The sequence below is a fragment of the Microbacterium sp. genome (assembly GCF_003248605.1).
Lineage (GTDB): Bacteria > Actinomycetota > Actinomycetes > Actinomycetales > Microbacteriaceae > Microbacterium.
The window spans coordinates 1-11,310 of record NZ_QFPF01000083.1 but is presented as its reverse complement, the minus strand read 5'-3'; the positions used below and the strand labels follow the sequence as shown (position 1 = coordinate 11,310).

General features: G+C 70.2%; 11 protein-coding genes and 1 tRNA gene. 5 read left to right on the top strand and 7 right to left on the bottom strand.

Annotated features, from left to right (window positions below; genetic code table 11):
• On the top strand, positions 1–1,021 hold a 1,021-nt coding region (locus tag DI573_RS11025), incomplete at its 5' end, for a DUF4190 domain-containing protein (RefSeq protein ID WP_292814011.1).
• 80 nt (positions 1,022–1,101) lie between these two features.
• On the opposite strand, the gene DI573_RS11020 is transcribed toward DI573_RS11025, so the two are convergent.
• The 5 genes from DI573_RS11020 to DI573_RS11000 all read right to left on the bottom strand — a co-directional run bounded on the left by DI573_RS11020 (position 1,102) and on the right by DI573_RS11000 (position 4,931).
• Positions 1,102–1,173: transfer RNA gene (locus tag DI573_RS11020), tRNA-Arg, on the bottom strand.
• 185 nt (positions 1,174–1,358) lie between these two features.
• Positions 1,359–1,856, bottom strand: coding sequence for an HNH endonuclease (locus DI573_RS11015; protein WP_292814008.1), 498 nt, complete (start codon positions 1,854–1,856; stop codon positions 1,359–1,361).
• A gap of 361 nt (positions 1,857–2,217) precedes the next feature.
• On the bottom strand, positions 2,218–3,057 hold the full coding sequence (locus tag DI573_RS11010; RefSeq protein WP_292814006.1) for a M23 family metallopeptidase: 840 nt from the start codon (positions 3,055–3,057) through the stop codon (positions 2,218–2,220).
• A 1-nt stretch (position 3,058) separates the two neighbouring features.
• Positions 3,059–3,979: a M23 family metallopeptidase gene (locus tag DI573_RS11005; RefSeq protein ID WP_292814003.1), complete on the bottom strand. Its 921-nt coding sequence runs from the start codon at positions 3,977–3,979 to the stop codon at positions 3,059–3,061.
• A gap of 250 nt (positions 3,980–4,229) precedes the next feature.
• Positions 4,230–4,931 carry a metal-dependent transcriptional regulator gene (locus DI573_RS11000; RefSeq protein ID WP_292814000.1) on the bottom strand — a complete coding sequence of 234 codons (702 nt, stop codon included), beginning with the start codon at positions 4,929–4,931 and terminating at the stop codon, positions 4,230–4,232.
• Between the two features lie 99 nt (positions 4,932–5,030).
• Here DI573_RS11000 and serC point away from each other — a divergent pair, with 99 nt between their 5' ends.
• Positions 5,031–6,143 (top strand): phosphoserine transaminase, encoded by a 1,113-nt coding sequence (gene serC, locus DI573_RS10995; protein WP_292813998.1) that lies wholly within the window; start codon positions 5,031–5,033, stop codon positions 6,141–6,143.
• Between the two features lie 43 nt (positions 6,144–6,186).
• Here the strand turns inward: serC and DI573_RS10990 are convergent, their stop codons facing one another.
• Positions 6,187–6,921, bottom strand: a complete 735-nt coding sequence (locus DI573_RS10990) for a DUF3027 domain-containing protein (RefSeq protein WP_292813995.1) — start codon at positions 6,919–6,921, stop codon at positions 6,187–6,189.
• Complete coding sequence (locus tag DI573_RS10985) at positions 6,905–7,288, bottom strand: cold shock domain-containing protein (RefSeq protein WP_292813993.1); 384 nt, start codon at positions 7,286–7,288, stop codon at positions 6,905–6,907. The genes DI573_RS10990 and DI573_RS10985 overlap by 17 nt, the downstream gene beginning before the upstream one ends.
• 133 nt (positions 7,289–7,421) lie before the next feature.
• On the opposite strand from DI573_RS10985, the gene DI573_RS10980 reads away from it, so the two are divergent.
• Genes DI573_RS10980 through DI573_RS10970 form a run of 3 tightly spaced genes read left to right on the top strand, consistent with a single transcriptional unit; the run spans position 7,422 to position 11,130 of the window.
• The gene (locus DI573_RS10980) at positions 7,422–7,700 is read left to right on the top strand and encodes a multidrug ABC transporter ATPase (protein WP_292813990.1); all 279 of its coding nucleotides are present in this window, start codon (positions 7,422–7,424) and stop codon (positions 7,698–7,700) included.
• Positions 7,701–7,708: 8 nt separating this feature from the next.
• Positions 7,709–9,445: a helicase-associated domain-containing protein gene (locus tag DI573_RS10975; protein WP_292813988.1), complete on the top strand. Its 1,737-nt coding sequence runs from the start codon at positions 7,709–7,711 to the stop codon at positions 9,443–9,445.
• 44 nt (positions 9,446–9,489) lie between these two features.
• On the top strand, positions 9,490–11,130 hold the full coding sequence (locus DI573_RS10970) for a DNA repair helicase XPB (RefSeq protein ID WP_292813986.1): 1,641 nt from the start codon (positions 9,490–9,492) through the stop codon (positions 11,128–11,130).
• Positions 11,131–11,310 lie beyond the last annotated feature (180 nt).

Genomic DNA, 11,310 nt, shown 5'->3' with positions numbered 1-11,310 from the left:
GCTACTCTGCCAATGGGCAGAAAGCTCACTTCAATCAAGATCTGGGGGACAGATGACTGATACGCCGACGGCCGGATGGTATCCGGCGCCGCACGCCAACAATGAGATTCGGTACTGGGATGGTCAGCGATGGGCGGAATCCGCACCACCCGCGGCGGCACACACGACGACGCTGACCGAACACGCACCGTCGGGCTCTGGGCCAAGCCCCTCGCGAGGACAGGCGAAGGGCCTCGCGATCACGGCACTGGTCCTCGGTATCGTCGCGTTCTTGACCAGTCTGATTCCGTGGCTTGGGCTCGCTGTCGCCGTCGCGGCGGTCGTCCTTGGAATTTTCGCGCTGGCCAAGCGGCAGCCCAAAGGCATGGCAGTTACCGGGCTTGCGCTCGGCGGAATTGCGCTCATCGCGGCGCTGGTCATCACAGTCGCGTTCTCTGCATTCGTGAGCACGGCCTCCACCTCGAGCGCCTCGGTCGCGGAAGTCGGCGACGAATCTGCGAACGCGGCGGATACGGAGGGCGACGCGGTCGCGGGCGCGCCGGATGCGGAGCAATCCGCTGCGGAACCGTCCGATGCGGAGCCCGAACAGCCTTCCGCTGACGGAACAGCCCAGAATCCTCTCTCTCAACCGTATGTAGCAGAAGGGTGGCTCGGAGGCGAGAACTACAGTCTCACTGGCCGGATCATGGATCCGAACGCTAACGCGCTTGTCGAGGGCTGGAACCAGTTCAACTCCGATGCCCCGGCCGGCTTCAAGTACGTCGTCGTAGAACTCACCATGACTGGAATCAACCCCGACGGCGTCGAGCCGTCCCTGGCGGAGTTGGATCTCTATCTCGCCACTGACGAAGGCAATCGATACTCGAGTGAGTTCATCGTGCTGGGCGACGGCATGGCTTCTATGTCAGACGGCCCGACTCTCTACCCAGGCTCTGTCTTCACGGGGTATACGGCGTACATCGTGCCCGAGGCCGCTCAGTCATTCATGCTCTACGACAACGGAAGATACATCTCGTTCTGACATCTCGCGACACCGGGGGCGGGTCCCATTCCAAAGCCGGGCCCCCACTACTGAGTCGGTCGGTTAACGGTGGCGCACTGTGCCCCTGGAGGGACTCGAACCCCCAACCCTCTCCTTAGGACGGAGCTGCTCTTCCATTGAGCTACAGAGGCTGACCCCGAAAGTCTACCGGCCGAGGTCACGCCAACCGCGAGCGCAGCTGCGGACCCGAGCCTCGACACGCCGGACAAGCGCGCCGACACGCCGGGGCAGCGGCCGACGCGTCCGCACCTGTGCATGCGCACGCCGCGCGCCGCGCGACGCACGCGCAAGCCGAGCCCGGCCCGCAGTCCAGACCTCACGCCGCGAGCGCCAGGTACGGCTCCCACCGCGGGTCGGCACGCTCGGTGCCACGCACCGTCCACTGCGCGCCGTGGGGAGGACGCGGCGTGATCCGCAGCTCCCAGTTCATCTCGGCGGGCGTCCGATCACCCTTGACGTTGTTGCAGCGCAGACAGGCGGCCACGAGGTTCTCCCACGAGTCCGCTCCCCCGCGCGAGCGCGGGAGCACGTGATCGATCGTCGTCGCCCCCTTGCCGCAGTACCCGCAGCGATGCCCGTCGCGGCGCAGCACCCCGCGTCGGGTGACGGGCACACGGCGCGACTGCGGCACGCGCACATAGCGGGTGAGCACGATCACCGCCGGCCGGTCGAGCGCCCCGCGCACACCCCAGACGGGGTCGCCCTCGGCGCACTCGATGATGGTGGCCTTGGCGTTCATGACGAGCACCAGGGCTCTCTTGAACGAGACCACGGCCAGTGGTTCGTATCCTGCGTTCAGCACCAGAGTGCGCATCGGGTGTCCTCTCGAATAGCCCGTGACGGCTTCAGCGGTATTCGAATCAGCGACGCGCGAACTCGCGAGAGAGGATTTCGGGCGCAAAAAAGGCGCTGTCTACAGACAGCGCCCAGTCACCACGGCAGAACCGCGGCAGGTGTGCACACGATGCCGAAGGACATAACGACCTTGCGCATTCCTGGTTCGAATGCGGGGTTTCATATCCATCGGCTCCCCCCTTCGCTCGCTCACGCGTTCGGGGTCAGGTTACATCACTCCAGCGACCGCCAGATCCAACGGCCGGTGAACAGCCTCGTGTCGCAGCATCCACTCATCCGACACCCCGCGACAAGCCGAGGGGATGCTGCGGCCCGGTCGATCAGCTGCCGTAGGCCCCGAGCCACGGCATCGGGTCGACCTTGGTGTTGCCGACGAACACCTCGAAGTGCACGTGGTTGGCGGTGGAGTAACCGGTGCTGCCGACCCCGCCGATCACCTGACCCTTGCTCACCGTCTCGCCCGGCGACACCGTGCGCGTGCCGTACGACATGTGCGCGTACAGCGTGCTGATGCGCTGCCCGTCGATGACGTGCTCGATGCGCACGTACGCGCCGTACCCGCCGCCGCCACCCTCCGTGGACTGGCTGACGACGCCGTCGGCCGAGGCGTAGATCGGCGACATCGCCGGCGCCAGCATGTCGACACCGCGGTGGCTGCCCCCGCGCGCGCCGTAGCGGTCGCTGATGTTGGTGATGTTGCGCAGCGGCCAGCTCAGCGCTCCGCTGCCGGCCGGGATGCTGCTGAGGTCGATGTTGGCGCTTCCGCCCGACGCCGCCGCGGCCCGAGCCCTGGCGGCTGCGGCCTCCTCGGCCTTCTTCTTGGCGATCTCATCGGGGGTGGTCGCGGCGTACGAATGGCGGGTGAGCGCGGAGTCCGCGACATCGGAGGCGACGACGAGCGTCTGCGCTCCGTCTTCGGCCAGCTGCTGCAGCGTCGTCGACCCGCTCTCGGGCTGCCATGCAGCGTACGCGGGGATCGCGACCGTCGCGACGAGCCCGGTCACGGCAGCGATCGTCAGCACGCTGCGCACAGGACCGCGTCGGCTGCCGCCCGCACGATCGCTCGACGTGCGGACGCCGCGTGCGGTCGCGTCGGTCACGCCCGAGGCAGCGCCATCGAGCGGGCGCGCGGGAGCCTTCTTCGCCAGAGGATTGCGCATATCAGCCCGCGTTCGCCGCAAGCCAGCCCTCGGCATCCACGCGCGTGCCGTCGACGTGGATCATCAGGTGCAGGTGCGTGCCGAACGCCAACCCGGTGTCGCTGACCTGGCCGATCATCTGGCCGGCACTGACCGTGGCGCCCGCGCTGACCGTGCGGCTGCCGGGCAGCATGTGCCCGTACACCGACTGCACGGCGTGGCCGTTGATGTTGTGCATGATCGTGATCGTGACGCCGAGGCCACCGCCACCATCGCTGGATGCTGTCACCACGCCGTCGGCGACGGAGTAGATGGGTGTGCCGCGCCCGACCATGTAGTCGGTGCCGCGGTGGCCTGCGTAGGGCGCCCCGAAGTTGTTGAAGTACGGAAGCGGACGGCGCACGACACCCGAGCCGGGAGCGACGAGGGGAACACCCGCGGGCACGGCGTAGGAGCCACCGCTCGAGCTCGATGAGACGGCGGCGGCGCGCGCGGCGGCAGCAGCCGCGGCAGCCGCGGCAGCGGCCTCTTCGGCCTTCTTCTGCGCGATCTCGTCGGGAGTGGTCGCGGCGTAGGAGCCGCGGGTCAGGGCGGAGGACTCGACCTCGGAGGCCACGACCAGCGACTGCGCACCCTCGGCGGCCAGCTGCTGCATCGTCGTGGTCGCCTCCTGCGGCTGCACGGCGGCGTAGGCGGGGATCGCGACCGTCGCGACGAGACCGGTGACGACCGCGATGGTGAGGATGCTGCGCACGGGACCACGGCGTGCGGCCCGCGGCGGCTTCGGCGCCGGAGAGGTGACGGCGACCGCGGTACGCGCGGGACGAACCGCGCGGGAGAGGGAGAAGATGCCGGCCGCGCGCCGCGCAGGCTGTGCTCCGTCGTTCAGGCGGTGCGCCTGCGCGTCGGGTTCGCCTTCAGGCGTCTGGTCGTGTGCAGCCAAGCTGGTCCTCCGGCCCCTGCGCCCTCGGGTGGGCGGCGGTTCGTCGGCACGATCGGGCGTGGATTCAGCCGACTCGGGTGACGAACCTGTGGGGCGTACGTGTCGGGTTCCGTCGACTGGCTTCTCGTCGGCGGACTTTTCGAGGGTACCGGAAGGTAACGATTCTGTCACTTCCGTGGCGGCCGCCCTGTGGACGGCGGCCTCCAGGACCGAGAAGAGGAGGAAGGATCGCGACCGGCGCGCGGGCGCGTCAGGCGGTGGTGTCGACCAGGAAGATGTGAGCCGCGACCTCGATCGGAAGCTCGAGCCCCTCGTCGGAGCCGTCCATCTCCACGAGCACGTAGCCCTCGTTGTAACGGTAGCGACCGCGCGCCCCCGGCATGACCCCGGCGCCGCGCAGCTGCTCGAGAAGTTCGGGATCGACCTGGGCGGGCTCGGCCAGGCGCCGGACGGTGCCCTCGATCGGACCGCCCACCTCGTTGAGGTGACGCACGAGACCCACGACACCCTGCGCGAACGTGGCCGCGGGCACGTCGCCCAGCTGGTCGAGACCGGGGATGGGGTTGCCGTAGGGCGACTCGGTGGGGTGACCGAGCAGCTCGACGAGCCGGCGCTCGACCTGCTCGCTCATCACGTGCTCCCAGCGGCAGGCCTCCTCGTGCACGTACGCCCAGTCGAGGCCGATGACATCCGAGAGCAGGCGCTCGGCGAGTCGGTGCTTGCGCATCACGTCGACGGCCTTCTGCCGGCCCGCGTCGGTGAGCTCGAGCCGCCGGTCGTCGGAGACGACGACGAGCCCGTCGCGCTCCATGCGCCCCACCGTCTGCGACACGGTCGGCCCGGAGTGGCCCAGGCGCTCGGAGATGCGCGCGCGCAGCGGAACGATGTTCTCCTCTTCGAGCTCGAGGATCGTGCGCAAATACATCTCGGTGGTGTCGATGAGATCGGTCATGCGGGTGCGTTCCTTGCTCTGCGAGGTATGTAGGCAATCCTAACCCGGGCAGCCGACACGAAGCCCGGCGCCAACGGGCCACGACCCTAGAATCGTGCCATGCCCCACGTGACGCTGCCCACTGAACTCCTGCCCGTCGACGGACGATTCGGATGCGGCCCCTCGAAGGTGCGCGCGGCGCAGCTCGAGGCGCTCGCCGGCCCCGGCGCGTCGCTGCTCGGAACCTCGCACCGCCAGGCGCCCGTCAAGAACCTGGTCGGCGATGTGCGCCGCCTCCTCGGCGACCTCTTCTCGCTGCCCGAGGGTTACGAGGTGCTGCTGGGCAACGGCGGATCCACCGCCTTCTGGGACGCCGCCGCCTTCGGCCTCATCGACAAGCGCGCCCAGAACCTCGTGTTCGGCGAGTTCGGCGGCAAGTTCGCCGCCGCAGCCAAGGCCCCGTGGCTCGAGGCGCCGGACGTGCGCAAGGCCGAGCCCGGCACCCGCGCGGTCGCCGAGCCCCTCGAGGGCGTCGACGTCTACGCGTGGCCCCACAACGAGACCTCCACCGGTGTCGCCGCCCCCGTCACCCGCGTTGCGGGCGACCCCGGCGCGCTCACGGTGGTCGATGCCACGAGCGCCGCCGGCGGCATCTTCGTCGACGTCAGCCAGAGCGACCTCTACTACTTCGCGCCGCAGAAGAACCTCGGCTCCGACGGCGGCCTGTGGTTCGCCGTCGCCTCCCCCGCGGCCATCGAGCGCATCGAGCGCATCGCCGCTTCCGACCGCTACATCCCCGAGTTCCTCAGCCTCAAGAACGCCGTCGACAACTCGCGGCTCAACCAGACGCTGAACACGCCGGCCGTCGCCACGCTGTTCATGCTGCGCGAGCAGCTGTCATGGATCAACGACCAGGGCGGGCTCAGCTGGGCCGCCCAGCGCACCGCCGAGTCGTCCCAGGCTCTCTACGACTGGGCGAGCGCGTCTGCCGTCGCCACGCCGTTCGTCGCCGAGCCCGGCGACCGCTCGCCCGTCGTCGTGACGATCGACTTCGACGACAGTGTGGATGCTGCGGCAATCGCCGCCTCGCTGCGCGCAAACGGCATCGTCGACACCGAGCCCTACCGCAAACTCGGGCGCAACCAGCTGCGCATCGCGACGTTCGTCTCGATCGACCCGGACGACGTGCGCCAGCTGATCCGCTGCGTGGACTACACGCTCGAGCACATCTGATCTGCGCACCCGGGTGCGGCCGACGCCGCGCCCGGGTGAGGCGTCAGCGCTCGCTCAGCTCGCCGTCGCCGAGGTCGTCCTCGTCCGAGAGGAACGCGTCGTCGTCGAGCTCGTCGGAATCGTCGTCGGAATCCGAGTCTTCGTCGTCGTCGGAATCGTCGTCGCCCGAGTCGTCATCGTCGTCGTCGTCGTCCGAGTCGTCCTCGGAATCGTCGTCGTCCGAGTCGTCGTCCGAGTCGTCCTCGTCATCCTCATCGTCGTCCGAGTCGTCCTCGTCGTCGTCCGAGTCGTCCTCGGAGTCCTCGTCGAACCCGTCGATGTCGACGCCGTCGACATCGCCCGAGTGCAGGATCGGCGATCCGTCGTCGTCGAAGTCGGCAGCATCCAGGTCGTCGACGTCGTCGAGCCCCTCATCGCCCTCCGCGTCGCCCTCGGCCTCGCGCTCGGCGGCGACCTGCGCCTGATGCGCCTGGTAGTCCGCGAGGCGCACGGCCCACGGCACCCACTCGGGCGCCACGAGCGCACTCTCGCCGGGCAGCAGCTCGACCTCGAGCACGGTGGGCGCCTCGCCCTCGACACGGGCGAGGGAGACGGTCCAGAACCAGCCCGGGTATCCCGGCATCCGGTTGGCGAACAGCAGCGACACCACGCCGTCGGCCTCGACACGGTGACCGACGGGGTCGCCGATCGTGTGGGCGTGGGTGATCTCGCGCAGGGCAGCCAGAGCGACGTCGTGCGCCTCGAGCAGCGCGGGATCGGCCTCAGGCGTCGAGTTCATCGGCGACCTTGCGCAGCACCGCGGCGACCTTCTTGGCGTGCGAACCGCTGGGGTAGCGGCCGCGGCGCAGATCCCCGCCGATGCCGTCGAGAAGCTTCACGAGATCCTCGACGATGATCGCCATGTCGTCGGCGGGCTTGCGCTTGGCCTTGACCAGGCTGGGCGGCGCCTCGAGCACACGCACCGACAGCGCCTGCAGCCCGCGCTTGCCGTCGGCGACGCCGAACTCGAGCCGCGCGCCGGTCTTGGGCGGCGCGGACCCTGCGGGCAGGGCCGTGGCGTGCAAGAAGACGTCCTGGCCGTCATCCGTCGTGATGAAGCCGAACCCCTTCTCTTCGTCGTAGAACCTGACCTTGCCGGTGGGCATCGCAAAACCTCGCTGATCGGGCGCCTGTGGGCGCGAAAACAAGGGGCCACGAACGCCCCGACGCACCAGCCTACGCCACCGGTTCCCCGCGCGCGGGATGATGCCGTTGCCGTGCAGCACTAGGCTGTGACGGATGAGCACGTCTCCCGACTCCCCCCAGCCTGCGCCGGGACGGCTCGACCGCGTCCTGGCCTTCATGTCGCTGGGGATCGCGCTGCTGTCGATCGGCTGCTTCTTCGCGATCATGATCGGCACGGCGGCCGGAATGACGGCCGACGACTTCGGTTCGGGCATCTGGCCCATGGTCGCGCTGCTGCCGAGCATCGGCCTGCCGCTGGCCTTCGTGCTCATCATCGCGCTGCTCGTCATCACGTGGATCCGCAGGTCACGGGCCAACAAGGCTCAGGGCTGAGGCCCGCCGTGAGCGCGGGGCCGAGACAGTTCGCCGCGACGCTCGCGGCGCTCGACGATCCCACCCTCGCCGCCCTCTTCGCCGCGCGGCGGGTGTCGCCCACCGCGCCGTGGCGCGACTTCTTCGACGCCGCCGAGGGCCTGACCGATGAGGCCTCGCTCGTGCGCGCCCTCGAACAGCTCACCGCCGATGAGCTCACGGCCCTCGAGGCCGCCATGGATCCGGCCGCGGCCCGCCACCCCGCGGACGGCCACGATGCCGCCGCCCGGCGCCTCGCGCTGATGGATGCCGAGGGCCGACCCCTGCCGCAGGTTCAGCGACTGCTGGCCGCACGTGCGGGCACGGCCTCCCCGCACGCCTCTCACCCCGCACGGTCCGCCGCACCGGCCGCCGAAGGTGCCGCCGCCGAACGCGCCTTCACGAGCGTCGCCGCTCTCGGCGACGTCATCATCCAGGCGCTGCACACGCCCCTGTCGCGCATCGGCTCGGGGGCGCTGGGGGCGGCCGATCGCCGGCGCATCGCCGACGACCTCACCCGCCCCGAGGATCTCGACACCCTCGTCGCGCTCGCCGAGCGCGCGGGCCTGCTCTCGGTCGAAGGGCGGGTGTTCCTCCCCACACCCGCCGGCGAGGACTGGCTCGCCGAGGGCACGACCAGACGCTGGGCGCTCGTGGCTCGACGCTGGAGCGAGGGGCTCGCCCGCGGCCTGCGCACCGAGTCCGGATGGGTCGCCCCCGAGGAGTGGCCCCTCGCGTACCCCGCCGACCCCGCGTGGCCCGAACTCGCCGGCGCGCTGCGCGCCCAGGCTCGAGTGTGGGGGCTCGTCGCCGCCGACGACACGCTCCCCCGATGGATGCTGCTGATGCCGCACGACGCCGAGTCCGCCGAAACCGCGCTCGCCGCCCTTCTGCCGCACGAAGTCGACCGCATCTATCTGCAGAACGACCTCACCGCGATCTCGCCCGGCCCGCTGGCGGCGGGGCTGGACGTGCGGCTGCGACGCATGGCGCGCCGCGAATCGCACGCCCAGGCATCCACCTACCGGTTCACCGCCGACAGCGTCGCCGCCGCCCTCACCGAGGGCGAGACCGAACCGTCGATGCTCGAGTTCCTCACCACGCTGTCGCTGACCGGAGTACCCCAGCCGCTGGAGTACCTCGTACGCACCACCGCCGAATCGCACGGTCTCGTGCGGGTGGCGGAGGCTCCGCCCGACAGCTCCGGCGCCTCGCGCACGGTCGTGCGCAGTCCCGATGCGCAGGTGCTCGAGACGATCGCCGTCGACCAGGCGCTCCGGCCACTCGGGCTCGTGCGCACCGACGACGGCTCGGCCCTGACGACCCGGGTCGAGCGCAACGCCGTGCTGTGGGCTCTCGTCGACGCGCGCTACCCCGCCGTCGCGGTCGACGCGGACGGCGCCATCGAACCGCTCACCCGGCACCGCCTTGCTGCGGGCCCCACCCCGCATCCCGACCCGCAGGTCGCGTACGCGCCGCTGATCGCGATGCTGCGCGGCGCGGACTCCGGCGACGCCGACGCCGCCTGGATGGGCCGCGAACTCGAATCCGCCGTCCGCGCCCGGGGAGTGCTCGAGGTCGAGGTCGCGCTGCCCGGGGGCGAGACCCGCGTGTTCACGCTCGAGGCCACCGGCCTCGGCGGCGGCCGACTGCGGGGCCGAGAGCGCGGCACCGACGTCGAGCGCACACTGCCGGTCTCCAGCATCCGCGGCATTCGCCGCCACTGACCCGCAGAGCCCGCAACCCGCCCGCCCCGGTAGACTCAAAGGCTATGTCTGACGGCCCCCTGATCGTGCAGAGCGATCGCACCGTGCTCCTCGAGGTCGCACACCCGGATGCCGAGACCGCCCGCCACGAGCTGGCCGTCTTCGCCGAGCTGGAGCGCGCCCCAGAGCACATCCACACCTACCGCGTGACGCGACTGGGCCTGTGGAACGCGCGCGCTGCAGGGCACCAGGCCGACGACATGCTCGACACGCTCGATCGGTGGTCGCGCTTTCCGGTGCCACCCTCGGTGTCGATCGACATCCGCGAGACCGTCGGGCGCTACGGACGTCTCGTCATCGAGCGCGACGACGAGGGCACCCTCGTCCTGCGATCGACCGACCGCGCCGTGCTGTCGGAGGTCGCGCGCAACAAGCGCATCCAGCCGCTGCTGACCGGGCACCCGACGCCCGACTCCTTCACCGTCGACGCGTGGGCGCGCGGACACATCAAGCAGGAGCTGCTGAAGATCGGCTGGCCCGCCGAAGACCTCGCCGGCTACAGCCCCGGCACCCCGCACGAGATCGACCTGGCCGAGGACGGCTGGAACCTGCGGCCGTACCAGCGGCAGGCGGTCGACAGCTTCTCGGACGGCGGGTCGGGAGTCGTGGTGCTTCCCTGCGGCGCCGGCAAGACCCTCGTCGGTGCCGCCGCGATGGCCGACACCAAGACGACGACGCTGATCCTCGTCACCAACACCGTCTCGGCCCGCCAGTGGCGCGACGAGCTGCTCAAGCGCACCTCGCTCACGCCCGAGGAGATCGGCGAGTACTCCGGCCAGGTCAAAGAGGTCAAACCGGTCACCATCGCGACCTACCAGATCCTCACCGCCAAGCGGAAGGGCGAGTACGCCCACCTCGCGCTCCTCGACGCGCTCGACTGGGGCCTCATCGTCTACGACGAGGTGCACCTGCTGCCCGCCCCCGTCTTCAAGCTCACCGCCGACCTGCAGGCGCGCCGGCGCCTCGGCCTGACCGCCACCCTCGTACGCGAGGACGGTCGCGAGGGCGACGTGTTCAGCCTCATCGGCCCGAAGCGGTTCGACGCCCCCTGGAAGGAGATCGAGGCCCAGGGCTTCATCTCCCCCGCCGCCTGCTACGAGGTGCGCATCGACCTGCCCGCGTCCGACCGGCTCGAGTACGCCGCGGCCGCCGACGACGAGCGCTACCGCCTCGCCGCCACGGCCGACGCCAAGATCGACGTCGTGCGCTCCCTCGTCGAGCGGCACGAGGGCGAACGCATCCTCATCATCGGCCAGTACCTCGATCAGATCGACGTGCTCGCCGAGGCCCTGGGCGCCCCCAAGATCACGGGAGCGACCCCCGTCGATGAGCGGGAGCTGCTCTTCCAGGCGTTCCGCGAGGGCTCGCTCTCGGTGCTCGTGGTGTCGAAGGTCGCGAACTTCTCGGTCGATCTGCCCGAGGCATCCGTCGCCATCCAGGTGTCGGGGTCGTTCGGATCGCGCCAGGAGGAGGCGCAGCGCCTCGGCCGCCTGCTGCGCCCCAAGACCAACGGGCACACCGCGAGCTTCTACACCCTCATCGCGCGCGACACCGTCGACCAGGACTTCGCGCAGAACCGCCAGCGGTTCCTCGCCGAACAGGGCTACGCCTACACGATCCTCGACGGCTCGGCCCTCGCCGCCTGACCCTCGCCCGTTCCTCTTTCTCCGCCGAGTGCACGGGCTGTCGCCGAGTGCACGACCTGGCTACAGCATCCACGTCGTGCACTCGGAGAGAAGTCGTGCACTCGGCGGGAGGACGCGTCACTGCGCCGCGGCGGAGATCGTCGCGCCGATGCAGACGCCGAGCGCAGAGAAGAACACCAC

Bases quoted from the DNA above. Each gene is read 5' to 3' on its own strand.
- DI573_RS10980 (WP_292813990.1), top strand. From the start codon at position 7,422: ATGAGCACGTCTCCCGACTCCCCCCAGCCTGCGCCGGGACGGCTCGAC.
- DI573_RS11010 (WP_292814006.1), bottom strand. From the start codon at position 3,057: ATGCGCAATCCTCTGGCGAAGAAGGCTCCCGCGCGCCCGCTCGATGGC.
- DI573_RS11015 (WP_292814008.1), bottom strand. From the start codon at position 1,856: ATGCGCACTCTGGTGCTGAACGCAGGATACGAACCACTGGCCGTGGTC.
- DI573_RS10990 (WP_292813995.1), bottom strand. From the start codon at position 6,921: ATGAACTCGACGCCTGAGGCCGATCCCGCGCTGCTCGAGGCGCACGAC.
- DI573_RS11000 (WP_292814000.1), bottom strand. From the start codon at position 4,931: ATGACCGATCTCATCGACACCACCGAGATGTATTTGCGCACGATCCTC.
- DI573_RS10970 (WP_292813986.1), top strand. From the start codon at position 9,490: ATGTCTGACGGCCCCCTGATCGTGCAGAGCGATCGCACCGTGCTCCTC.
- serC (WP_292813998.1), top strand. From the start codon at position 5,031: ATGCCCCACGTGACGCTGCCCACTGAACTCCTGCCCGTCGACGGACGA.
- DI573_RS10985 (WP_292813993.1), bottom strand. From the start codon at position 7,288: ATGCCCACCGGCAAGGTCAGGTTCTACGACGAAGAGAAGGGGTTCGGC.